Source organism: Lachnoclostridium phytofermentans ISDg, assembly GCF_000018685.1.
In the GTDB taxonomy this organism is placed as follows: domain Bacteria; phylum Bacillota; class Clostridia; order Lachnospirales; family Lachnospiraceae; genus Lachnoclostridium; species Lachnoclostridium phytofermentans.
This window is the reverse complement of record NC_010001.1, coordinates 2,722,419-2,747,039: the sequence shown is the minus strand read 5'-3', so window position 1 is coordinate 2,747,039 and position 24,621 is coordinate 2,722,419. Positions and strand designations below refer to the sequence as shown.

20 protein-coding genes are annotated in these 24,621 nt (G+C 34.5%); 18 read left to right on the top strand and 2 right to left on the bottom strand.

Annotated features, from left to right (window positions below; translation table 11 throughout):
• Window positions 1-150 precede the first annotated feature (150 nt).
• The 4 genes from CPHY_RS11510 to CPHY_RS11490 all read left to right on the top strand — a co-directional run bounded on the left by CPHY_RS11510 (window position 151) and on the right by CPHY_RS11490 (window position 3,310).
• Entirely contained in the window at window positions 151-477 is a 327-nt protein-coding gene (locus CPHY_RS11510) for a thioredoxin family protein (RefSeq protein WP_012200245.1), read from the top strand.
• A gap of 83 nt (window positions 478-560) precedes the next feature.
• The gene (locus CPHY_RS11505) at window positions 561-1,253 is read left to right on the top strand and encodes an alpha/beta hydrolase (protein WP_012200244.1); all 693 of its coding nucleotides are present in this window, start codon (window positions 561-563) and stop codon (window positions 1,251-1,253) included.
• Between the two features lie 372 nt (window positions 1,254-1,625).
• Complete coding sequence (locus CPHY_RS22170; RefSeq protein ID WP_242657946.1) at window positions 1,626-2,807, top strand: GNAT family N-acetyltransferase; 1,182 nt, start codon at window positions 1,626-1,628, stop codon at window positions 2,805-2,807.
• A 26-nt stretch (window positions 2,808-2,833) separates the two neighbouring features.
• On the top strand, window positions 2,834-3,310 hold the full coding sequence (locus CPHY_RS11490; RefSeq protein ID WP_012200242.1) for a hypothetical protein: 477 nt from the start codon (window positions 2,834-2,836) through the stop codon (window positions 3,308-3,310).
• Between the two features lie 285 nt (window positions 3,311-3,595).
• Here CPHY_RS11490 and CPHY_RS11485 read toward each other — a convergent pair whose 3' ends face one another.
• Both CPHY_RS11485 and CPHY_RS11480 read right to left on the bottom strand, forming a co-directional pair.
• The gene (locus tag CPHY_RS11485) at window positions 3,596-4,630 is read right to left on the bottom strand and encodes a Cfr family 23S rRNA (adenine(2503)-C(8))-methyltransferase (RefSeq protein WP_012200241.1); all 1,035 of its coding nucleotides are present in this window, start codon (window positions 4,628-4,630) and stop codon (window positions 3,596-3,598) included.
• 169 nt (window positions 4,631-4,799) lie between these two features.
• A complete protein-coding gene (locus tag CPHY_RS11480) occupies window positions 4,800-6,278 on the bottom strand; it encodes an Lsa family ABC-F type ribosomal protection protein (RefSeq protein ID WP_012200240.1) in 1,479 nt (492 codons plus the stop codon).
• A gap of 961 nt (window positions 6,279-7,239) precedes the next feature.
• On the opposite strand from CPHY_RS11480, the gene CPHY_RS11470 reads away from it, so the two are divergent.
• The 14 genes from CPHY_RS11470 (at window position 7,240) to CPHY_RS11410 (ending at window position 24,613) form a co-directional block, all read left to right on the top strand.
• Window positions 7,240-7,698 carry a hypothetical protein gene (locus CPHY_RS11470; RefSeq protein ID WP_012200239.1) on the top strand — a complete coding sequence of 153 codons (459 nt, stop codon included), beginning with the start codon at window positions 7,240-7,242 and terminating at the stop codon, window positions 7,696-7,698.
• 205 nt (window positions 7,699-7,903) lie between these two features.
• Window positions 7,904-8,095 (top strand): hypothetical protein, encoded by a 192-nt coding sequence (locus CPHY_RS11465; RefSeq protein ID WP_041703561.1) that lies wholly within the window; start codon window positions 7,904-7,906, stop codon window positions 8,093-8,095.
• A gap of 87 nt (window positions 8,096-8,182) precedes the next feature.
• A complete protein-coding gene (locus CPHY_RS11460) occupies window positions 8,183-8,434 on the top strand; it encodes a hypothetical protein (protein ID WP_012200238.1) in 252 nt (83 codons plus the stop codon).
• Window positions 8,425-8,547 carry an N-acetyltransferase gene (locus CPHY_RS22335; RefSeq protein ID WP_278183979.1) on the top strand — a complete coding sequence of 41 codons (123 nt, stop codon included), beginning with the start codon at window positions 8,425-8,427 and terminating at the stop codon, window positions 8,545-8,547. Before CPHY_RS11460 ends, CPHY_RS22335 begins: the two co-directional genes overlap by 10 nt.
• A 140-nt stretch (window positions 8,548-8,687) precedes the next feature.
• Window positions 8,688-9,086, top strand: coding sequence for a hypothetical protein (locus CPHY_RS11455; protein ID WP_012200237.1), 399 nt, complete (start codon window positions 8,688-8,690; stop codon window positions 9,084-9,086).
• Window positions 9,087-9,394: 308 nt separating this feature from the next.
• Window positions 9,395-10,246, top strand: a complete 852-nt coding sequence (locus tag CPHY_RS11450; protein ID WP_012200236.1) for a P-loop NTPase family protein — start codon at window positions 9,395-9,397, stop codon at window positions 10,244-10,246.
• A gap of 40 nt (window positions 10,247-10,286) precedes the next feature.
• Window positions 10,287-10,817, top strand: coding sequence for a chloramphenicol phosphotransferase CPT family protein (locus CPHY_RS11445; protein WP_012200235.1), 531 nt, complete (start codon window positions 10,287-10,289; stop codon window positions 10,815-10,817).
• Between the two features lie 978 nt (window positions 10,818-11,795).
• Window positions 11,796-13,115, top strand: a complete 1,320-nt coding sequence (locus tag CPHY_RS11440) for a nucleotide sugar dehydrogenase (protein WP_012200234.1) — start codon at window positions 11,796-11,798, stop codon at window positions 13,113-13,115.
• 67 nt (window positions 13,116-13,182) lie between these two features.
• The gene (locus tag CPHY_RS11435) at window positions 13,183-16,563 is read left to right on the top strand and encodes a polysaccharide deacetylase family protein (RefSeq protein WP_012200233.1); all 3,381 of its coding nucleotides are present in this window, start codon (window positions 13,183-13,185) and stop codon (window positions 16,561-16,563) included.
• A gap of 120 nt (window positions 16,564-16,683) precedes the next feature.
• On the top strand, window positions 16,684-18,612 hold the full coding sequence (locus CPHY_RS11430) for a glycosyltransferase family 2 protein (protein WP_242657945.1): 1,929 nt from the start codon (window positions 16,684-16,686) through the stop codon (window positions 18,610-18,612).
• The gene (locus CPHY_RS11425) at window positions 18,590-20,428 is read left to right on the top strand and encodes a glycoside hydrolase (RefSeq protein WP_012200231.1); all 1,839 of its coding nucleotides are present in this window, start codon (window positions 18,590-18,592) and stop codon (window positions 20,426-20,428) included. Before CPHY_RS11430 ends, CPHY_RS11425 begins: the two co-directional genes overlap by 23 nt.
• A 30-nt stretch (window positions 20,429-20,458) precedes the next feature.
• On the top strand, window positions 20,459-21,532 hold the full coding sequence (locus CPHY_RS11420) for a glycosyl hydrolase family 18 protein (protein ID WP_012200230.1): 1,074 nt from the start codon (window positions 20,459-20,461) through the stop codon (window positions 21,530-21,532).
• A 157-nt stretch (window positions 21,533-21,689) separates the two neighbouring features.
• Window positions 21,690-22,634, top strand: a complete 945-nt coding sequence (locus CPHY_RS11415; RefSeq protein ID WP_012200229.1) for a hypothetical protein — start codon at window positions 21,690-21,692, stop codon at window positions 22,632-22,634.
• A 686-nt stretch (window positions 22,635-23,320) separates the two neighbouring features.
• Window positions 23,321-24,613, top strand: coding sequence for a chymotrypsin family serine protease (locus tag CPHY_RS11410; protein ID WP_012200228.1), 1,293 nt, complete (start codon window positions 23,321-23,323; stop codon window positions 24,611-24,613).
• Window positions 24,614-24,621 lie beyond the last annotated feature (8 nt).

The window sequence follows — 24,621 nt, the reverse complement described above, 5'->3', positions numbered from 1 at the left end:
TTATTCGGTCTTGTAATGGAAGATAAAGATAAACTCTATTTCTACATTCTTTAATCTTCAAAGAACTATATTTTAGAAAAGAAGATCACTATAATATATACTTTTAGAAAGAACTATATTAAAATTAATTAATAAAGGAGTTGATCTTAATTGGAGAATTATGATTCATTAGAATTAATAAAACAATCATTAGATAGTAATAATATGGTTTTGATTTATTTTGGAAATAAAACCTGCGGAGTATGTACTGATTTGAAACCGAAAGTAGAAAAAATACTAGAGGAGTATCCAAAGATTAAAAGTATTTATGTAGATGTAGAAAAATCACATAATATTGCAGTGTCCTATAACTTTTTTACCATACCTGCCATTCTTGTATTTGTTGAGGGGAAAGTGACAATTAGAGAGGCTAGATATATTAGCGTGCGGGATTTAAGTGATAAGATCGAAAGGTATTATAATTTATTAAATGAATAAAACAAATAGGACTAAAGGAAGCACTGTATTTACGTGATAGAAAAACGGTGCTTCCATTGTTTATCCCAAGATTTGGAGGAGAAATGATTAAAGAGAAAATCTATATTGAGAACATCCCCGCTATTGTATGGGGAGAAAAATCAAGCAAAGCATATATTTTTGTCCATGGCAAGATGTCAAATAAAGAGAGTGCAGAAGTTTTTGCTGAGATTGTCGCAAGCAAGGGTTATCAAACAATCAGTTTTGATCTTCCTGAGCATGGAGAGAGGTCTGATCAAGAGTATAAATGCAACATTATGAATGGAATTACAGACTTAACTCTAATCGGTGATTATGTTTTTAGAAAATGGGATAAAGTTTCATTATTCGGGTGCAGTTTAGGCGCCTTTTTCAGCCTCCATGCTTATCGTGATAAGAATTTTGAGAACTGTCTTTTTCAATCACCTATTGTTAATATGGAATATCTTATTCAGCAGATGTTTATATGGTTCAATATATCTGAGGAACAACTTAAAGAACAAGGAGAAATTCCGACTCCTATTGATACAATGTCTTGGCTGTATTATATGTATGTAAAAGAACATCTGATTGACAAATGGAATGCTCCAACACACATTTTATATGGCGCAAAAGACAATCTTCAAAGTTATAAAGTCATAAATGATTTTTCCAGTAAATTCAACTGTAATCTCACTGTTTCTGAAAACAGTGAGCATGCATTTATGGATGAAAACGACGGAATTATCATTGCAACATGGATGAATAACAGCATATAGAAATCATATAAAAACGTCGATTCCACAAGAAATTTGGAATCGGCGTTTTTATATGTGTTTCCGAAAAAAAATTGTCCGTCAACTGGAATGGTTTCTCCAAGAAGAACTCGGAACAACGAGATGAAATTAAAGAGCGTTATGCTATGTATTGTAAGAGTAAATATGATTGAATAATGGCATGAAACAGTGTAATATGGAATATATTACCGTGTAAAAAAGTTGGTTTTAGAAATGCTAAGCTAACATTATCAAGACAATGCGAAAAACAAATTATTTATTAAAGATGAAGTCTAACAGGATTTTGTTTAAGGAATTATGACAACCGTAAAGTGAGCAGAAGTAAAATTTATATAAAAAGAGAGGATAAAGATTATGGTATATGAAATTGTACATTTACCAAAAGAGAAATGGAAGGGAACTATAATTCCAATAAAGTATAAAACAGATAAATATTATGATGTTATAGTAAATAAAACAGAGAAAGGATTTACCATTGAGATAGAAAAGAAAGAATTTACAGAGCCAGTGACTCATACACCGGAAGAAAATAATTTTCCAGATAAGTTATATGAAGATCATTGGGAGAATGCGTATGCTTGGGGAGTATTAGTTAATAATGAATTAGTCGCTGCAATGGAGACTGACCAAGAATTATGGTCTAATCGTCTAAGAATTACAGAACTATGGGTAGAAGAAAACTATCAGAAGCAAGGAATAGGTCATGCGTTAATTGAAATTGCAAAAGAACAAGCAAGGAGAGAGCGCCGTCGAGCTATTATACTGGAAACACAATCTTGTAATGTTAATGCAGTAGATTTTTATCAGCATGAAGGTTTTAGCTTAATTGGTATGGATACTTGTTGCTACAAGAATAATGATTTGCAAAGAAAAGAAGTAAGGTTAGAATTTGGATGGTTTCCAGTAGAAAAGAAAAGATTAAATCTTGAAGAAATTGAAATTAGAATGGAAACAAAGGATGATTGGTACAATGTAGAGTTAATGACGCAACATGCATTTTGGAATAAACATCATCTTGGATGTGACGAACATTACCTTGTACATAAATTACGACAAGATAAAGACTATCTTCCAGAACTAAGCAGAATAGCAGTAAAGGATGGAGTTGTAATAGGATGTATAATGTATTCAAAAGCGCTCGTTGTTGATGGTGCAGATACACATGAAATTATAACCTTTGGACCTCTGTGTGTAGAGCCTAAATGGCAAGGATCTGGAGTAGGTGAGCTGTTATTAAGAGAAACAATGAACTTAGCTGCCAATAAAGGGTATAAAGGCATTGTAATTTTTGGTGAACCTGATTATTATCCTAGAATAGGATTTAAAACATGTGACAACTTTCATATTAAAACGGCTGATGGTAAAAACTTTGATGCATTTATGGGAATTGAATTAGTAAAGGATGGTATGAAAAACATAAAAGGAAAATTTTACGAATCGAATGTCTTTGAAAATCTTCCAAGGGAAGAAGTAGAAGAATATAATAAAAACTTTCCACAACTACAGAAATTAAGATTTCCAGGACAATGGGATTAATTCTAAAAAGAGAGGATTAGGCGAAAATGGCAGTAATAACATCGGTTCAGGAAACGATAAATGCATTAAATGCTATATTTGAGAAGCATAAAAATGATAGAGTTTGTGTACTGGGAACCACCTGTTGTGGAAAATCAACATTGCAGAAACAAATACCAGGAACGGTTGATATGGATGAGGCACTGTGGCCGCAATTGACTAAGGACGAGGAAGCATATATCTGTAAGAAACCGTGGACAAGAGAAATTGGGAGTTTTACAAGTAAACTTGTAAAAGAAAGAGTGTCAGTTAAGGCAGGGCAACCAATATTTTCATTAATACTTTTGGACTGTGAAGTGATAGTATATCTAGATATAAGCGATGGGTTGCTTGCCGAGCATTGTAAAAAAAGAGGAAGTTCCTTTCAGGATGCTAAAAATGTTAAAGATGCTATTGAATATGGATGGAACAGTCAGCGAAAAAATAATGATAAGGTATTTTACTATTTGAACGTTACAGAATGATGTATGTGGAAACGCTATTTTAGTTGAAGTGAAATCCATAATAACGGAACAAGTTAAATAGAAGAGCAGAAATAAGCAATATTTCAATACCTTTTCAGGTGGCTTACCTTTTGTATGGATAGATTTTTATTATCCTAAAGGAACAAAAAGTATAAGCTTTAATTCCTAAGGTAATGAATATAAAGAGCAACCACTCTCTATTTTAATTTGTAAGAGCAGTGGTTACTCATATATAATCCGTTTACAATGATACCTCATTTTTCTTATGAAATGATTTAGTAGTTGCTATACATCTTTCTCACCCAAGAGCTGTCCACATGCAGCACTGATGTCTGAACCAAATTGTGTTCTTGTAGCTACACTAATACCATTCGCATGCAAAATATCGCGGAATCTTTTCATAGTAATTTTGTCAGATGAGGCAAATTTTCGTGGAGTTTTATCTGTTGCGTTATATGGAATTAGATCAACATGATATAAATGTGCCCAGGGTCCACGGTCCTGCAACAGTTCTACTAAAGCTTTTGCATGATCCACCGAATCGTTTACTCCATTAAGCATGATATAAGCAAGGAACAATCGTCGCCCGGTATGTCGAATGTGATTGTCTAGCGCGTTCATTACCTCATGGAGTGGAAATGAACGATTCACAGGCATCAATTCGCTCCGTTGGTTTTCAAAAGGGGAGTGCAGCGAATAGGCCAAATTGATTTGAGGAAACTCATGTGTTAACCGTTTGATACCTGGTATAATCCCAATCGTTGATATGGTGATACGCCTTTGGCTTAAACCAAACAGAGACGAATCGTTTAAAATATTCAAGGCGTCAAACAGATTTGGATTGGCTAATGGTTCACCCATTCCCATAAAGGAAATACTGTTAAGCTTATGTCCATTTAGATGAAAATACAGGAGTTGATCTGTAATTTCATCCGCAGTCATATTACGTTTGTGGCCAAGAGTTCCAGTCGCACAAAATTGGCAGCCGAAACCACAGCCGCATTGAGACGAGATGCAAAAAGATTCCCACCCCTTTTTGTAATGCAGGTTTACTGTTTCCACGCGGTTGCCATCCGGTAGTGAAAATAATATTTTATCCGCTTGTCCTGAGGTCTGACACGCAACTGGTACAGTGCAGCAGACAGATGGCCCGAAGGTATTTATCAAAGATTTCTTTAATTCTAAAGGTAGTGTGCTCATCTTTTCAAAAGTTGAAGTGTGTTGTGAAAAGATTGCTTTTATAATTTGCTCATAGCGATAATCCGGTAACTTCATGTCCGCTATAAGTTGTTTCATTGTTTCATATTTTGAATAGTTCATGTAGGCTTTCCTCCTGAAAATTGAAATTATCAAGAAGCAAAGCCAGCATGAGTGGCGGTTATTTCTTATTACTCCATGCAAAGACCGCCAGCAACATCTGGCTTTGCATGGAGTTTGTCATGAGAAATGGCAATTTTATTGGTAATCATAGTTTCACCTTTTTCCGTATTTATAATTGTACAATTTTATTAGCAATATTGCTGCAAAAAGCACTATCGTGCTCAACAAACAAAATTGTTGGTTGATATTCAAGTAACAACGTTTCTATCTGCATTCGTGACAGGACATCGATATAGTTTAATGGCTCATCCCAGATATACAGATGCGCTTGTTCACAAAGGCTTTTTGCGATTAGCACCTTTTTCTTTTGACCTTCACTAAAATCTTCAAGACTTCTTTCAAATTGCTCTCTTGAAAAATCAAGTTTACGCAGGATCGCCTTAAAGAGACTTTCATCAAGGCAATTGAACTGTGCATAATCAGTCAGAGTTCCACTTAAGTTTTTTGTATCTTGTGAAACATAGGAGATCTTTAGACTTCCGTTCTTTCTCAATATTCCAGTGTGGGCAATTTCTTCTCCACAAATCAGTTTCAGAATACTGGATTTACCACATCCATTTTTCCCTTGCAAGGCTATTCGATCACCTTGGTCTATCGTAAAACTTACATCTGAGCAAACGACTCTTTCTCCATAAGAAATAGAAATGTCAGAGAGCTCCACCAGACGATTTGTATGATATCGCAGGGGAGCAATTTTTAAAGTTTCGCTGCTCTCGATATTTTTAAGCAATTTCGATTTCTCATCGATTAGGGCTTGTTGGCGGCCCTCAATACTTTTTGAACGCTTCATCATCTTGGCCGCTTTATGTCCAACAAATCCTTTATCAAGCTTACTGCCTGAATTGGTTGTTCCATGCTTGCTTTTTTCCACGCTATCAGACCAGTCGGATGTTCTTTGTGCGGCAGCCGTTAAACGGTTGATATCCTTTTTCCGTTTTTCATTTTCGGCCAATTCAAAGTTATCCTGCAGTTCTTTGTTATTCCACCATGAGGAAAAGTTACCTTTCTGTATCTCAATATTAGTCTTATTGATAGCGAGAATATGATCAACACAGTTATCTAAAAAAGCACGGTCATGAGAAACTAAAATATATCCATTCTTGCTTTTTAGATAATTACTCAATATCATTCGTGCCATAGCATCAAGGTGGTTGGTCGGCTCATCAATCAGTAGGAAACTATTTTCTTTTAGGAACAAAGCAGCTAGTAGTGCTTTTGTTTGCTCTCCCTTTGAAAGTGTGAAAAACTGCCGATATAGAACATCATCTGTCACATCAAGTAAGGACAACTCACGCATGATCTCCCAGTCTAGCGCATTCGGACTAATCTCACGTATTACATCAATTGTAAAAGATTCTGTATCAGATACTTCATAGGGAAAATACTCAAATACGACGCTACTCGAAATTGTTCCGCTGTAATCATATTTTCCCAGCAGCAGCTTAAGGAAAGTGGTTTTTCCTCTGCCATTACGTCCAGTAAAGCCTAGTCGCCAATTTGTGTCGATTTGAAAGCTGACACCTTCAAAAATATTATTGTAACTTCCTTCATAAGCAAAAGTTAGATTTGCTACATTAATTAAAGACATTTATCAATACCTCCGTATAAAAAAATGAGATGCAAGAAAGTTACTTCTTGCATCTCATAAATATATCAAAGTTAAACCAAACCAGATATGGTAAGGCAAACTTATATGAGTGAATAGGTATCAAACTTTCTTGCAATCGCACAACAAAAACAGCAGTGCAGACATCCTGCACATGAACTCTTTGTTATGCATAATAATATTAGCAAGAAAATTTAATCACTTCTCCACCTCAAATCATCAAAATTTTTGTTATTCTAATATAATATAGCTCAGTTTTTAAGAATAGTCAATATATTTTCTCAGATTAAGAATAACTATGTATGATTTCTCGGATTAAGTATCACTTAATTTTCATGAACTAAGTATAACAAAATCATTGGCTTAAGAGATATTGCTATATTCGGGGTTCTTTTAGCTTCTCAAATTTATTTTAAGGTAATTTGTTTAAAGTATTATAGAAACTTGGAGATTTTTGGAGTATAATTAATGGCAAACGTTGCTATTATTAAGTTATTGCATAGAACTGTTAGATGTATCTTAAAAATATGGAGGTATTGAGTTGAATAAATTATTAGAAGAAGCTGTTGAATTATAAAGATGAAAATAGTTTTTTGTATGCTCGCAATAAAAATATAAAACGTGTCTTAAATAAAGCAATTTTTAAGCTCGTACAGAGCTACGTCAAGCCAAATGGTTATATCGGAAGTGGGTGTCTTAGCTGGTCAAACTGGAATGGCATAATACTTCACCATACACCCCTTGAGGACGGAGAGGCCGCTGCGCGTCTGCTTTCATATTATGCCATACCGAACAATCACCCTATTATCAAAAACTTCATTGTGGCAATACGTAATGAGAACGTTTTACGTGCTGAGTTTTCGTATATACCTCCAGAAATACCTCGTTTTGAAAACCGCTTCGTTGGTCTTAACAGTGGCAACAGCTGGCGCTTTTCTACACAATGCAGGCAATGCTAGGATACGGCGACGACACGGACGAGGTTCGTAGCTTTCAAGAAACATCTCTCAAAGGATTTGAACGTATACTTGAAATATCTTCGCTCAATGAAATAACAAAATACAATGATAACTCAAAAAAGAAATATAACTACCCGTATATCGAATCTGACGAGTATTATCCGGATTCCTACACACTAGCGATGCTTGGTGTCGGCCAAAACGTTAACATAATAAAAGAATCTGTTGCGAACATTGAAGATGCTCTTGATGCAGACGGTGTATTGCGGACGTATTTTGAGTTACCGAAGTACAGACGCTATTTATCCAACAACATTGAGTATCCGACAGCATATGTTGACGTCAAGCTCGAGCTAGATTATAAGCGCAAATATGCGCTGGAATGTGACTTGACGTTCTGGGCTATGCAGTTTCTATCACTTGTTGAGAAACGAAGTGAATAATTCGTCAAATTCTTAATGATAGGACTCGTTTGAATATATAGTGAAAATTCCAATTGATAGAGATTTACTATGTTGTGAAATTGGATGGAAGCAATCAATAAACAGGAATTCGACATAATCGGCTTGCAGGCAGAATACGAATCCAACAAAATTTGAATTTGTGGTAAAGATTATGATCTTCACAACATAAAAGAGGAGTAATCAAATGGATAAAATAATTAAGACCGACCGATTAGAAATCAAGCCATATCAAGATACTGATCAAAAAGTGATGATTGAGCTGTTAACCAATAAAGTAATTAAGAAGATGACATTAGCTATCATGGAGTGTTACATCATTGTCATTATTATGCAATCCAATTTGAAGGATAGAGTTATTTCCAATGATGTTTGTTAATCACTATTAATTGTTGTCAAAATATCAAAGAAGAAATTTGGAATTCCTATTATTATAAACAATACTATCAGCAGAAAGGAATCTAACATGGTATCATTAAAAGAAGTAAACGAAAAAAATTTTAGAACAATCATAGGGATGAAGTTAAATGAGGAACAAAGTAAATACGTAGCCTCAAATGTTTATTCTTTAGCACAAGCATGGCTTTATCATGAGGAAGCAAAACCATATGCTATATATAACGATGAAGAAGTAATAGGGTTTATGATGCTAGATTGGGATGAAAAAGAACGTGAATGTGGTATATGGCGATTTATGAGTTTGACTATGTGTTTCTAGATTATGTTCCTGGTAATGTCGTAGGAAAACATTTATACGAAAGCATGGGGTTCATAGAAACTGGAGAAATTGAAGATGGTGAAATTGTAATGAAGTTAGATTTAAATATTTAAGACAAGTGACTAGACATTAAAAGAGTATATCTGTTTTAATGTAGCATGGGTACATAATGATTGTCTTGAATCGATAGAATTGAATCAACTTTAGATTTTTAGATTTCATGAATTGGAGTGGAAATAAGTCGGAGGAGATAATGAAAAGAAAAAATAATAGTATAAAAGTTGCTTTCCTTCTTATATCAGTGTTCTTAGTAATAATCGCATTATTAATAAAAACAAATGTCATATCAACGAAAAACAATGCTAGCCCTGAGGTGCTATATAAAAACGATAAAGCTATCGACTTTCTCGTATATCAGAACACGGCATATGTAAATGCCTTCACTATCGATTGGATTCAAGAATTAAAGCTAATCCCTGAGAAACAATTAGGAGCCATTCAAAGAACGAATATTAAAAAAAACTATCAGGATTTTGATGCTACCAAATTAATGGAAGGAACCACAATATATACTGTCAAAGATAGAACAGACATTTTATTAGTATTGATAAATGATCAGTATATGCCTTATTATAAATATATAGAGGGTTGAAAACATGAAGCACCAATCGAGTATAGCTAAAAAATTAATAGGGGAAATGAGCGAAGAAGTCTATAAAAGTAATGGTCTTAGGACTACTAATCTACTTAATAAGTATCTTCTGCTTGATATTATCAGTGAATGCTAGAGGAACTATGATTGCTGGAATAGGATACTATGGCTTTTTTGTGGGAGTAATTGTAACTCTAGCTGGTTTATGTATGAAGGATGACAAAGAGAGTGAAATAAAGTAGAAGATTGAATTGTAATGTAGAACATGGAAAAGTGAAAAATTAATAACTAACGTGCGAGAGGTTTTTATGAATAAACTATTTATAATTGAAGGAATACCAGGTTCGGGAAAAACAACATTTGCAAGAATGTTGGGAGATAAATTAACAGAGCTGAATCACGAGGTTCATCTGTATGTGGAAGGGGATTTACACCCTGCTGATATGGCTTGGTGTGCTTGTTTGACACAGGAAGAATATGATACTGTATGCAACCAATACCCAGAACACAGGGAAGATTTTGAGAGAAATATAACGAAATGGAAAGACTATGTCATATTAGCTTATATAAAGGTACCAAGTATAAGCGAAGAACTGTTTTCTTATTTTGAATCGAAGGAACTTTATGATGGTCGCGTGAATATGGAACTCTTCTGTGGAATCCATCAGAGCCGTTGGGAAAAATTCGGTAAAGAGGCAACTGGTATTCAAATTTTTGAGTGTGCCTTGTTGCAAAATGCTGTCAATGAGTTATTACTATTTCGGGGAGCAGAGGAAGAAACCATAACAAATTACATTATTAAGCTCATAGAAACTGTCAAAAATCTCAATCCTGTCATTCTGTATCTTGATGTGGATGTAAATACAGCAATTGAAAGAGCAGTTAGGGAACGTGTAGATGGCGATGGAAATCGAGTTTGGGAAAATCGTGTTGCTGAATATGTCGAAAATTCTCTCTATGGTAAGAAAAATGGATTAAAAGGCGTTGAGGGGATGTACCGATATTATAGAGAGAGAAAACAGTTGGAGAGAAAAATCTTAGAGAAGCTTCCAGTGATAAAGTATACAATCCCTATACTGGTAGAACATCAGCCAGACATCACAAATGAATTTATCCAAAAACTTTGTTATGATATAACAGGGAATACACAAGACGTTTAACGTGTTTTGTATTAATAAATGGGCATGAGGTATGAAGAAAATGAAAAAAGGGCATATTATATGGCTTAATGGGGTATCAAGTGCTGGTAAGTCATCATTGACGCAAGAATTGCAAAAGATACTTCCAGTTCCTTATTTTTGTATTGGACAAGATACTTTTACAGATATTATAGCACCCTGTGTAAGTGGATATTTTAACGGAATTGACGGTGATTCTTTATGGTATATGGCTGTCGATGCAATGTATCATACAATAAAGGCATACTCAGATATGGGGTTAAATGTTATCGTTGACCATGTTGTTTTAAATCAAGACGATGGGAAAGAGCAAAACCTGTTTAATTCTTGTAGAGATACATTGAAAAATTATCCTATCACTTCTGTGAAAGTGATATGCTCATTGGAAGAGCTAAAGAGACGAGAAGTCAACAGAGGGGACAGAGATATTGGAAATGCTGAATGGCAAGTCAAGCAAGGATTGTATCCTCTTGATGGCTATGATGTTGTAGTTGATACAAATGAAATGTCGTTGCAAGAATGTGCCGAAAACATATGTAAAACAATAAAATAAAGATAATTTCATTGGTTCAAATGGCTTCAGAATTTTAAGCTGATAAGGAAACTGTGAAAGTAAAAATATAATCGTTAATAGAACAAGATTTATAGACTGCAAAATCAAGCAATATCAAAAACATATTATTTTCATAAACGTGACATTGACATCTCTTTGAGAGAATATTAGAACAAAAAATATTAATATTTGTTGGATATTATGAAGTGTTAATATTTTATATTAAGCAAGGTGGTTAACATGGAAAATTTAAGAAATGAGATAACAGAAGCAAAAACTCATAGAAAGAAGTTAGTATATAATGAGTACTGATACTAAATTGATTTACGAAGTGACTTACACATAAATAATATTATTTTAAGATAATATCTAATAATGGTGTCAAAAATCTTAGGAAGTATATTTATTGATTTTGTAAAAAAACGTTACTAATTACTACTTGTAGTAAAAAGTAATAAATTTTTTGCAAAGCAATAAACATACTTCTTTTTTATATTTATATCTTGTTTGTGGTAAAAAATACTTACTGAGTCTGAAACGTAGGTTTTATATAAAATTATCATAGGGTGGGCTTATATTAGTGATAAAAAGAAATATCAGATATCGTTTATTTGACTTCTAGGACTTTTGGTCTATAATGGTATTATATGGAATGAAAATATTGGGGATACCCTTGTTTCTTCCAAAGTGAGCAAAATTTGCTATACATATTTATTAATTCGACAGGTCACCAATCTCTCACACAATAAAAAATGGGGATAAATGTTAAAAAACAAATTGATAATTTTATGTTATTATATTATGATGTTAATTATATCTGAATTAAGAACATGGCTTCATGGCATTGACACAAGCGATACAGGAATTAAAAACGAATTAGTATACCCAGTTTGATGCAAAGATAGTAAAAATATTTCTAGAAAGGTATTAGGTGAAAAGCCTTAATATTTATAAATTTGTTAGAGGACGGTAGAGATCATGGATTTATATGAGAGATTGATTAGCGGGGATGAGAAATTAGCTGTGGTAGGGCTAGGATATGTTGGATTACCGATAGCAGTAGCTTTCGCTAAGAAAATTAAGACAATTGGATTTGATATTAACCAACAAAAGATTAGCGAGTATTTAAATGGGAAAGATCCTACACAGGAGGTTGGAACAGAAGTAATCAGAAAAACCACTCTGGAATTCACTTGTAGCGAGGAAAAACTAAGGGAATCTAAATTTATCATCGTAGCAGTACCAACTCCAATCCATACAGATAAAACACCGGATCTATCGCCTGTAACAGGCGCGTGTGAAATAGTCGGACGCAATCTTACAAAGGATGCAATTGTTGTATTTGAATCTACCGTTTACCCAGGGGTGACTGAGGAGGTATGTATTCCAATTCTGGAGAATATCTCAGGCCTCAGCTGTGGAACAGATTTTAAAATAGGCTATTCACCGGAACGTATCAATCCGGGGGACAAGCATCATAAATTAAATAATATCATAAAAATTGTATCCGGAATTGATACGGAAGCAAGAGAAATCATTGCTAAGGTTTACGAATTAATCATTGATGCAGGCGTGCACCTTGTAACGAACATAAAGACAGCGGAAGCTGCGAAGCTTGTAGAGAATGCGCAGAGAGATATTAACATTGCATTTATGAATGAACTAGCTATGGTATTTGAGAAAATGGACATTAACACGCAAGAGGTCGTTGAGGCAATGAACACGAAGTGGAATGCTCTCGGTTTTACACCCGGTTTAGTAGGCGGCCACTGCATCGGTGTAGATCCATATTATTTTATTTATCAGGCAGAAAAATTAGGGTATCATTCTCAGATTATTTTATCAGGCAGAAAGATTAACGATGGTATGGGTTCTTTTATCGGTGATATTGTAATTAAGAAGCTGATAAAGACAAACAAATTAGTGAATCAAGCAAAAATATATATTCTTGGTATCACCTTTAAAGAAAACTGCCCCGATATTAGAAATTCTAAAGTAATTGACATTATTAACAGACTGAAAGAATATGACGTGACTGTTAATGTTGTGGATCCAGTTGCTGATGAGAAGGAAGTAAAATCATTTTATGATATAAATATGGTGAAGCTTTCTGAGGTGAAAGAAGCAGATTGTATTATAATAGCGGTTGCACATAATGAATTTAGGAAATTATCAAAAGATGACCTGGATCAAATGTTTCGTGCATTACCAGCCGAAGAAAAGGTTGTGATTGACATAAAAAGTATTTTTCCTAAGAGTGAAATGGAGGCAATGGGATATTCCTATTGGAGCCTATAAATAGATCGATCGTGCAAGTAGGAATGGGTTTTAGTTATTATTAGAGATGTTAGTAAGGGAGTTTATCATGACAAGTAAAGTAAATAAGAAATTAATCATTGTCATTATTATTATAGTAAGTGCCATAGTAATGATTATCGGAATATCTTGGATGTTACGAGGTAAGGATGAAATCCAAACGGTTAGTGGTAACAAGTATGATGCGAATGATATCATTGAAGTCGCTATGAGAAAATTAAAAGAAGGCGGTTCGGCAGAAGTTGTTTCCAATATTCAGACAACGGATAAATTAATTGCATTAACCTTTCAAGGATTGTCTGATGCGGAAACGAATCGAAAGATACTTGACCTGATGGCAGAGTATGAAAGAAAAGGAACATTTTTTGTTCCTGGTATTCTGGCAGCCGAGGATTCTAATACAATCATTGCTATGAATTCCGAAGGGCATAGGATAGGGAACAACACCTTGTCGGAAACGAAGCATATGGAAGAGTATACAAAAGAGGATTTGGTTAAGGATTTTAGCAGAACCAATAATATCATTCAAACTATAATCGGTAAAGCACCTAATACTTTATTGTGTAATTCAACAACACACACACCCGAATTATTACAAGCTGCGCATGCATGCGGAAATGATAAGGTAGTTAAGAGTACACATTATCTAAGTTATCAAAGTTTCAAGAATTATAATCAAGTGCTTGGCTATATCAAAGGTTTAGAGAAAGGTGCAATCCTAACAATTAAAATGGATGGTACTCTGGATGAAGAAGAATATGAAGCTCCGGTAAAACCAGATAAACCTGCAATTGATAAGGCACCAAGCATTAATTCAGAGGATATGTCATTAGATTCTTTAACGAAAGAAGAAAGACTGTTAAAGATGATGGAATGGATTTTACAGGCATTGAAAGAAACAGAATATAAGACGGTATTTGCTGAAGATCTGTCTGCCTATGATGATGCTGATTTCAATATGAATTTTAGTAACTTGAGAGATCAAAATGCCGGAAAATTGTCAAAGGTTTATACAAATATTAATACGACGCAGCATATGATGTCGTTTGCCTTTCGAGGAATAGAAGATGAGGAGCAGTTGACCGAAATACTGAATTTCTTGGAAGAAAATCATTTACTTGCAACTTTCTTTGTCACAGTAAATGATATTGTAAATTACCCTGAAAGAATTGATAAGATTTTAGAAAAGAAGCAAAATATCGCCAACGGAGGACTATCAGGAAAAGACCTTACCACAATGAGTTTTCAAGAGATTTGTTTAGAAATATATAAGTGTGATAAACTTTTAAAGGAAATCTATGGTGTTCATACCAATATATTTATGCCTGTGTATGGCAAATCGAATGAGTTAATTCAAGAGGCTGCCTCCATATTCCATTATGATGTTGTCACATATAGTAAGAATCCAATCACGGATGATGCAAAATCCATAGATGACATTATGGGATATTATAAAAATGGTTTTAAAGACGGAGATATCATCTATTTTAGAATTGGATATCATAAGGATTTGCTAAATATTGTGAAACAAACCTATGAAATGATCGCAGAAGGAACTTACGCAATCTGTGATATACCTACTTTGCTGGTACACGAATCAAATGAAACGGAAATGGTATCAAATAACGGTAACAGTACGAAAGGTACGCAAACAGATAGCAAGAATACTAACAAACCAAATGGTAATACGGCGAACAATCAGAATTCCGGTGGTTCAGATACGAACACTAAAAAGGAAGCTTATACGGTTCAATATTTAGATTCCTTGCGCAGGAAGAATAAAGGAGTAAAAGCGAAAGAGCAACATACCGTATATACAACAGAACAAGCATTGAGCTATACCTTCTATGGAATAAATCATAATGATATATTAAAAGATGTCTTGCATAGCTTGAAGCTTCTGAATGCAAAAGGAACGTTCTTTGTTACTGAAAAAGATATCATAAACAGTGCTGATGCAATTAAGCAAATTGCAAAGGAAGGGCATGAAATAGGGATATGCCTGATGACTTCGACCGGTACGGATTTCTACTCCATGCTTAGTAGCATTTTGACAATACAGAAGGAAGTAGAAGCCTTATGCGGTCAAAAACCAACCTTAGTAAGATATGCATATGAAGTGGAAATGTCAGATGAAATGCTTGAAGCAGTATCCAGTGCAAGGTGTAGGGTAATCTGGCAGGATCTGTCTTTGGCTAGCTCAAAACTAGGAATAGATGCCACTTTAGAAGATGTAATTAAAAACGCATTTAATGAGGGAAATATCACAGCTCGTCGAGGGTATATCATCTATTATCGGATGGACTATTATTCCAATCCTACTTTGATTGGAAAGCTTATGCTGAATATTGCAAAAGAGCGTATTGACACGATTGCCTACAAGGATGGTATTGCTGACAATGGCTCCACGTATTCAATTAAGACTTTAGGAGCTCTACTTAGCAGTGATATGGTTTATTCCTATCCTGTTTCGGATAAGAAAGTACTGCCATCCCTTAAGAACGCAATCTATCCCGGACATTTTGACGGACTCACGGATGCATTAAAGTTTCAATTTGTTCAGGGTCGATATATCGGAACACCAAGTATTAATTCCAGTTCCACATTACCGGGATTTTCAGACGAAGAGCTTGATGAGCTTGATAAGACAGGGGCATTTACGGATGATAAAGTATTATTCTTAACTTTTGATGACTGGGGTTCTGATAAGGCGGTTAACCAGCTGTTATATGTATTAAATAAATATAATATTAAAGCATCGTTCTTTGTCAGAACGAATTATGTAGAGAGTAATCCAAATCTTTTACGTGCCATTGCTGAGGCCGGACATGATGTTGGTAGCCATACTGATATGCACAACCCGTTTGCAACCACGGATATTATACAGGATGAAAATGACAATAGAGCAATTTATTATTCACTAACCGATGATGAGATAAAAGAAAGAAAAGAGGATTTGCTTATCTCTTATCAGAAGCTGCTATCCATTATTGGAGATGTTCGTTTTAATGGAATACCGTCATTAACAAAAATCCTAAGACCTCCAACCTTAGCAATGAGCAGTAGTGGTATGGAAGCGATTCTTGATATGGGATTTAAGTATATTGTAAGCGGTGACTTCAGTACCCATGATTATGAGGAGGTTGATCCAAAAGCACTTGCAAATACAATAATGAACGGAATTAAGTTAGACGACGGAGAACGGAGAACTTTGCATAAAGGCAGTGTACTTGTAATGCATATGTCAGATAATGATCTTATGCCAAAAGCGCAGAATGTGACAGCAGAAGCTTTAGATATTGTTATTCCAAAGTTAATCGCTGAGGGTTATCAATTTGCAAAGCTTAGTGACTATCTGACGGATAGCAGAGGAGAAGTTTATAACTTAAGCCAAAGTTATATCGATTGGCTAGCACAACAAGGAAATTGAGAAAGACCTAAAGGTGAAATTATCGTTACTATTTGGCCTATGATGCTGTGAAGCTAATAGGCCCAATAGTAACAATTTATCAGATATGTGGGGTATAAGATTTTGAGGAAACATGTAAAATTGCCTAAAAGAATAAGAAAAGGTAAGGATTATCAGGATGTTCTTTTACAAAGGAAAAGTGACCGGCGGATACTGTCCAATGTTCCGGATAAGACTAAAATGCGTAACAATACTGACCGACGTGGCAATCAAAAGATAGAAGATAGTATTGGCAATATCAATGATTTTATTGCGAATAAGCAGGCGGGAATCCGCTATAAAGTACATTATGATGTGAAAGTAATATGCAGTAATAAAGGAGTAAAAACAAAGTTTTCATGCACTGGAATAGATATATCAATGACAGGAATTTTATTGCAAATAGAACAGAAGGAATATATTGAGGTTATCAACGAAGCAGATAGTATCCGTTTAAAATTTGAAATATTACCGGGGACAATGCCGGAAGGCTTAGAGATGAAGGTAAATACTCTGGCTGTTATTTCTAGAACGCAGCAGCTATCGGATGGAAACCTCTTATGTGGAATGTCTTTTAAACAGGAACTGTCTGTTTATGCTTCCCATAAAAAGGACAGATATTTATTGATGATTTCCAGCTTGTTACTCTTTTTTATTACAGCATTTATCATATTGATGAGAGCAGAGAGTGTGATTTATTTTAAGTTTAATAAATGGCTGTATTTGTACAGTATTATTGCAGCTTGTTTTCTGCTCAGTAGATATTTATTTGGATTTATGTATCGAAAAGTGCCGATTGATATTAATTTTACACCGGGAGTATCTATATTAATTCCGTGTTTTAATGAGGAAGAATGGATACAAAGAACAATACTGAGCTGCATTAATCAGGATTATCCTGTGGACAAGCTTGAGGTTATTGTCATTGATGATTGTTCGCATGACAAATCAGTAGAAAAAATTGAAGAGATTATCAATAAGTTATATCAAGAAGCAGATCAATTTGATATAAAGAATCGCTTGAAATATATTGTTCAGAAAGAGAATGCAGGAAAAAGAGAAGCCCTTGCATTAGGTGCATTGGAAGCAAAGCATGAACTTGTCGTATTTGTAGATTCGGATAGCTTCTTAGATCCCTTTGCCATTAGAAATCTGGTTCAGCCATTTAAAGATCCTAAAATGGGTGGTGTTTCGGGAAGAACTGATGTTGCAAATACCTTTACCAATACTTTGACGAAAATGCAGTCCGTTCGTTATTATATTGCTTTTCGTATTATGAAGGCAGCGGAGAGTTATTTTGATGCGGTCACATGTTTATCCGGGCCATTGGCTTGTTATAAAAAAGAGATCATTCTTGAGAATCGCGAAGCATGGCTAAACCAAAGCTTTTTAGGACAAAGAGCAACATTTGGTGATGACAGGGCTATGACTAATTTTGTATTAAAAAAACACAGAACAGCATATCAAGACTCAGCGATTTGTTCTACAATCGTTCCGAATCAGTATCGTGTCTTTTTAAAACAGCAGATGCGTTGGAAACGTTCGTGGCTGAGAGAATCGTTAATCGCAGGTAAATTTATGTGGAAGAAGGAGCCATTTGCTGCAATTACCTTTTATATGGGATTGATTGTTCCGATTGCTGCTCCCATTGTAGTTATCTATAACTTGATTTATGTACCTCTACAGCATAGAGTATTTCCGACAGCCTTTTTGGTAGGTATTCTATTAATGTCATTGTTGATGAGTGTGGCTCAGTTACTATTTCGAAAGAGTTCGACATGGCTTTTTGGAATGCTATTCTGTTTTTATTACGAAGCTGTGTTATTATGGCAGATGCCGATTGCCTGGGTTACATTTTGGAAATCAACTTGGGGGACAAGAATGACTCCAAGTGATATAGAGGCACAATTAAAAAAAGAAGATAAATTAACGAAATATTTAAAAAAAGTATCAATACAAGAGGATGATTTAAATCAATCCCAAGAATCAGAACTAAGGGAGGGTTCCCATGAAATTACTATCAACGAATAAAGATAAGAAAAAACTCATAAGAAGTATCATACAAGCAATTATCCTATTGGCTGTAGTAATTGTTATGGTACGTGTATTATTTGTTTTCAATAAATATAAACCCTATGATAGTATGGATACATCCGTAATGGCTGATGTAGATAATGGTTTTATTTCTTTATCCTATTTTGCGGTTGATAGGGATGGTTCTGCCACTATGATCAGTACAGATCGGCTTAGGGAACACCTGAATGCACTATATAAAAATGGGTATGTTACGATTACTCAGAAGGATATCGAGAATTATTATAAGAATGGTACCCCTCTTCCTAAAAAATCACTTTTCTTAATGTTTGAAGATGGACGAAGAGATACGGCTATATTTTCAGGAAAAATTCTAGAAGAATACAATTATATTGCTACTATATTAAGCTATGCAGATAAATTTGGTGCGAAAGATTCAAAATTCCTGTCACCAAAAGATCTAAGCAATTTAAAGAGCAATACATTTTGGGAACTTGGTACTAATGGATATCGCCTATCCTATATCAATGCGTACGACAGATACGGACATTATATAGGAGAGCTAAACTCACTGGAATATTCGTCCTTACGCAAATATTTAGATCGAAATTATAATCAATATCTGATGGATTTTATCAGGGATGAGAATAAGATACCAAAAGAAACCTATGACGAGATGAAGGAACGTATCAGTAAAGATTATAAACTGATGGATGAAATATATACGAAAGAGTTTGGAAAAGTACCTGACGTTTATGTACTCATGCATTCCAATACGGGAAATTTTGCGAACAATGAAAAGGTAAGTGCGATCAATGAAGAATGGATGAAGAAATTATTTGTTATGAATTTTAATAGAGAAGGCTTCTCTTTGAATAATCAAGACAATCATATCTATGATCTAACTCGTATGCAGCCACAGCCGTATTGGTATCCAAACCATTTATTGATGAGAATAGCTAATGATACATTAGCAGATGTAACCTTTGAAGAAGGGGATCCGGAGAGAAAGAAAGATTGGGAGATTCTTGCTGGTGCACCTGAGTTTCGTAATTCGGTCATTGCATTAACCTCTGAATCTAAAAGCAATGGTTTAATCCGGCTGAAAGATAGTAAAGCGTATCAAGATGTTAATTTATCCGTCAATCTCACTGGCAATAAATTAGGTACCCAGACGATTTATTTGAGAGCAGATGAAGAGTTAAACCAATATGTTTCTGTTAAGATCCAGAATAATAACATATATATCAATGAAAATGGTGTGCAGTTATTTGAACTTGATCTGAATGAGCTTGATGGTATCAAATATCAATCCGTGGAAGAAAATGAACGGGAAGCACATCGTGCCGAATATGAAACTTATTCACAGAGCACGAAGAAGCTCTTGGGTTATACCACCAATATGGAGAAACAGATAGAACCTGTCAAAGAAGAGGTAAAAACAGTGGAGGAAGGTGCAGATAAATATATCCCTTCCATCCAGATTAATGAGCCTGGTAATAGACAGTTGACGATAAAAATACAAGACAATCAGTTATCCGTATTTGTTGATCAAAAGAAGGTGACCCAGAACTTATCATTATCAGGCACTACTTCCGGATATATCTATTTGGAATCAGCTTGGAGTGAATATGGTTATAGTCAAAGAAATATAGCGGATGATGTATATGATGGTGTGTTTCAAGACTTATTGATTACCGATGCCAAGGGTAATATATTATATGATAATCAACTTCAGGGATGGGCTCAGATTAAGGATAAGGTTGAAACATCATGGAATAAGATAATCAATTGGTTTATTAAGACCTTATAATAATACATTTTCGTAAAAAGGGGGATGCAGTTGAGAAGAAGAGCGATACTTTGGTGTATAATTCTACTAGGTGTATTATTCACAAGCTGTAGTCATAAAGATAATGAAGGTGTAGATTTACCAAAGGATGATAAGGTCGAAGACGACAATCATCCTTTGAGTAATGACATTCAGAGTGTCAATAACAGAAAATTCTCTGTTTGGACCACATATTGGGACATCGATACCATTTACGCTGAAGTAGAATATATGAAAGATAATATCGAGAACATATCTTATTTTGCTGCCTACTTTGATAAAGATAAAAAGCCTTTCATTCCTCAAAACACCAATGAAACTTATAATCATATAACGAAAGCTTATGAAGAAAATACATTTGGTAGTTATTTAACCTTTGTTAACGATGTAATGAAAGCGGATGGTACTTCCTCTTTAAAGGATACAAAAATTTTATATACTTTATTTTCAACAGAAGAGGCAAGAGAGAACCATATAGATGAAATAATTTCCTTGGCGGAGCGTGCAGGTTATGATGGAATCGAGATTGATTATGAGGCTATCAAAAAAGATATAAAGTTATGGAAATTATATAATCAATTTATTGATAAATTATATGAAAAAACCTTAGAAAAAGATATTCCACTAAGAATTGTACTGGAACCAGGGACACCGATCGATAAGCTAACTCTGCCAGAAGGACCGGAATACGTTGTGATGTGTTACAATTTGTATGGGTATGGTACGAAACCGGGGCCGAAAGCAAATCGGGAGTTTCTTTTAGAAATGGTGGAAAAGATGACGAAACTGCCTGGAAAAGTGAATTTTGCAGTCGCTGCCGGCGGATTTGACTTTGCAGAAAATGGATCAGTAGGTCAAGTTACAGAAACAAAAGCTGAACAGATAAAACAGGATTATAATGCTTCAACATACAGAGATGAAGAAAGTCAATGTCTGGTATTTACCTATATCGATAAGGAAAAAGTTTCTCATGAAGTTTGGTATGCTGATAATTCCACCATTCAATATTGGTTTGATATTATTAAGAATGCCGGAGATTATGGTTTATCTTTGTGGAGATTAGGTGGAATAGAAATAAATAATTGAATGAAATTAAGTCAAAAGGGGCACATCATGAAAATGACTTTAAATCGATTTGTGGTATGTCTCCTTTAGAGTATATACAGAATATGTCCATTTTTTACAATGACGAATTTAAAATGTAGATTATTATATAGTTATATTACATTTAGGAGGTTAGGTAATGAAAAAACTAAGTAAACAATCATTTGATGAAATACGTTTATGGATTTATCGGAATGCTAGACCAATTGAATTAGCCATATGGCAATATGAATTTGAAAATGGTAGCAAGGAAGTAGTTCTTTCTGCTTTGTCTTTTTATCAAAATGAAGACGGAGGTTTCGGCAACGCTCTTGAGGCAGACTCTTGGAATCCGAATTCATCGCCTTATACAACACTAAATGCAATAAGCAAACTAATTGAAATAGATTTTTGCGATATAAACCACCCTATATTACAAGGTATATTCAAATTTCTTGAAAGCGGTATACATAGTAGCGAAAACGGTTGGTTTTTCAGTATTCCATCTAACAATGATTATCCCCATGCACCATGGTGGACATACGACAGTGAAGCCAACGAGTATGAGAGTATAGGCTTGTCGGCAGGGATTGCCTGCTTTGTTTTGAAATTTGCCGATAAGGACTCACCATTATACAAACGGACTTTTTCAATCGTTGAAAAATTAATTACCAAGTTGAGCATGTCTGGTAAATACGGTGAAATGGGAGTGGGCGGATATTGCGAACTAATGGAAACAATACCACAACTCGGTTTATCGGATCGCTTTGATATGGATTTTATTTCGAGTACGGTTAAAAGGCTAGTTTACGATTCCATAGAACGTGATATATCCAAATGGATTTACTACGGAAAAACACCGTCTAGCTTTATATCCTCACCGGATAGCGTTTTTTACAAGGATAATGAGGAGATTATGCAAAAAGAACTAGATTATATTATTGAAAAAAGACCTTCAAGTGGCGTTTGGGGAATTACATGGAGTTGGTTTGAAAATAATGAAAAATATTTGAAAGAGATTGCGATATCCGAAAACTGGTGGAAGGCAGATGTTGCTATAAGAAAACTTAAGCTCTTAAGGAATTTTAACAGGATTGAATATTGATTTGGAAAAGTGTTATTTATCTAGCTACATAAAATGAGTTCCTGATATGAGCATACAATGAAGTACAGGAGATATATTTAATAATAAAAGTGCAAAGTTCTTGATGCTAATAAGAACTTTGCACTTAATTATGGTAAAGTGAATAAAAAAGACCGCTTTCGATATAAAGGCAAGTTTTTTCGAGTACCAGGTGTAAAACCTTTGTGGATGTACATTATCATTTTATGTATATTATTATTAAGTACATATTTCGTACATAAAAAGCATGGAAGAATAGGTTATTTTAAATTCTATTTTGTACATAAAGCGGAACATTAGTTTTATAATAATTGTCTTAGTCAAAGGAACATCTCCCGAATATCTTCTTCATCTAAATCGGGTTCTGAACTTTTATATTTTTCAGCTGTATATTTAACTCCATCGTTCAACTTATCAAGGAAAGCTAATTGTTTATGGTTCTAACTTCTAAAGACGGGAGTAATTTAACAATTACCTATAATCACCAGTAGCCAAAATGCCGAAAACCCATTTCTGGTGATAAATATGTTTGACATAGTTTACATAACTTGAATATATGGAAAAATATAACAAATATGCTTGACCTAAATAATTGAATACGTTATCATATTAATAATATTAGAGAAATACAGAAAATGTTAATCAAATAATTTGGAGGAGGAAATGAAATGAAAAAAGTATCATGTTTTAGAGGCGTATCATTAGTCCTTGTCTGCGTATTTATGATGCTCGTTGGGCAACCAGCCCATTTATACGCGATGGATAGAGCCATGACTAATGGTGAAAAGTTAGAGTCGCTTATTCAAACAAATAATGAACCAATGGCTGTAGCAGATAAAAATAAGATTGAAAAAGAATCTAAATCGAATAAGGTGTATAAACAGATTGTTGATAAAGTTTTTGATAAAGGGCTGAAAAAAACGAGTAAGACTTATGATTCATCTTACGGAGGAGCCTACATAAATGAAAACGGAGAATTAGTGGTTTTGGTCACAGAATCGGGGAAAGATTTCGTTAAAAGCTTGAATTTAGAAGGGGATAATGATGTTTTGGTTTGTAAAGCTACATATTCTTACAATAACCTAGTAGATCTAAAAGAGGCTATTGAATCACAATACAAAAAGCAATATGTTGATGTAGCTAAAGCGAATACGAAAACACCTTTAAATGAAATGCTTACATCCATGCGCGAAATTTATATTGACGAAGTGAGGAATGCAGTTGTTGTTTGCATGATGAATTTATCTGAAGAAAAAATGAAAGCATTTAAAACCAGTATCATTAATAATGCTGCAATTATTTTTGAAGAGTCAGGTGAATTAAGGGAAGAAGCGACGACTCTATACACTGGTCAAGAGATACAGATTAATAATGGTGGTACGTACTATCTTTATAGTATTGGTTTCAGAGCTTGGAAATCAACCAGTTCAGGAACGATTTATGGATTCGTTACAGCTGGACATGGTAATGCAGTTTCAGATAATGTATATGATACTAGTAGTAACTTAATAGGTTATGTTGAGTCACGTCAGTATTCTGGATCCATTGATGCCTCCTTTATTAAAATAACGAAGGACTATAGTGTAAGTAATACAATAAAATATAGTGACAGTTCCGGTACGACATCTGGGGCGAATACAATCACCGGTTCATACTACATTACATCTTTAGCAACAGGGAGTACGGTATATAAATGTGGTCGTACGACATATTTGACGAGTGGGACGGTAAAATCGAGTAGTGATTCATGGACGATTAATGGAACTACCTTTACGGATCTTTTAAAATGTGATTATAATTCTGACGGTGGAGACAGTGGAGGTGTTGTTTATACATACTTTAACAATATGTACGAGCTTGCAGCAATCCATAAAGGTTCTTCAAGCTTCTTGATATGGCATAGTAGTTATTCTGTTAAAGCAACAAATATCATTTCAGGTATGAGCGTTATGCTCTACTAATAACCAGG

What these genes read in the sequence shown, in the direction of transcription:
- CPHY_RS11505 (WP_012200244.1), top strand. Translation starts at nt 561, where the DNA reads ATGATTAAAGAGAAAATCTATATTGAGAACATCCCCGCTATTGTATGG.
- CPHY_RS22170 (WP_242657946.1), top strand. Translation starts at nt 1,626, where the DNA reads ATGGTATATGAAATTGTACATTTACCAAAAGAGAAATGGAAGGGAACT.
- CPHY_RS11490 (WP_012200242.1), top strand. Translation starts at nt 2,834, where the DNA reads ATGGCAGTAATAACATCGGTTCAGGAAACGATAAATGCATTAAATGCT.
- CPHY_RS11485 (WP_012200241.1), bottom strand. Translation starts at nt 4,630, where the DNA reads ATGAACTATTCAAAATATGAAACAATGAAACAACTTATAGCGGACATG.
- CPHY_RS11480 (WP_012200240.1), bottom strand. Translation starts at nt 6,278, where the DNA reads ATGTCTTTAATTAATGTAGCAAATCTAACTTTTGCTTATGAAGGAAGT.
- CPHY_RS11470 (WP_012200239.1), top strand. Translation starts at nt 7,240, where the DNA reads ATGCAGGCAATGCTAGGATACGGCGACGACACGGACGAGGTTCGTAGC.
- CPHY_RS11465 (WP_041703561.1), top strand. Translation starts at nt 7,904, where the DNA reads ATGGATAAAATAATTAAGACCGACCGATTAGAAATCAAGCCATATCAA.
- CPHY_RS11460 (WP_012200238.1), top strand. Translation starts at nt 8,183, where the DNA reads ATGGTATCATTAAAAGAAGTAAACGAAAAAAATTTTAGAACAATCATA.
- CPHY_RS11455 (WP_012200237.1), top strand. Translation starts at nt 8,688, where the DNA reads ATGAAAAGAAAAAATAATAGTATAAAAGTTGCTTTCCTTCTTATATCA.
- CPHY_RS11450 (WP_012200236.1), top strand. Translation starts at nt 9,395, where the DNA reads ATGAATAAACTATTTATAATTGAAGGAATACCAGGTTCGGGAAAAACA.
- CPHY_RS11445 (WP_012200235.1), top strand. Translation starts at nt 10,287, where the DNA reads ATGAAAAAAGGGCATATTATATGGCTTAATGGGGTATCAAGTGCTGGT.
- CPHY_RS11440 (WP_012200234.1), top strand. Translation starts at nt 11,796, where the DNA reads ATGGATTTATATGAGAGATTGATTAGCGGGGATGAGAAATTAGCTGTG.
- CPHY_RS11435 (WP_012200233.1), top strand. Translation starts at nt 13,183, where the DNA reads ATGACAAGTAAAGTAAATAAGAAATTAATCATTGTCATTATTATTATA.
- CPHY_RS11425 (WP_012200231.1), top strand. Translation starts at nt 18,590, where the DNA reads ATGAAATTACTATCAACGAATAAAGATAAGAAAAAACTCATAAGAAGT.
- CPHY_RS11415 (WP_012200229.1), top strand. Translation starts at nt 21,690, where the DNA reads ATGAAAAAACTAAGTAAACAATCATTTGATGAAATACGTTTATGGATT.
- CPHY_RS11410 (WP_012200228.1), top strand. Translation starts at nt 23,321, where the DNA reads ATGAAAAAAGTATCATGTTTTAGAGGCGTATCATTAGTCCTTGTCTGC.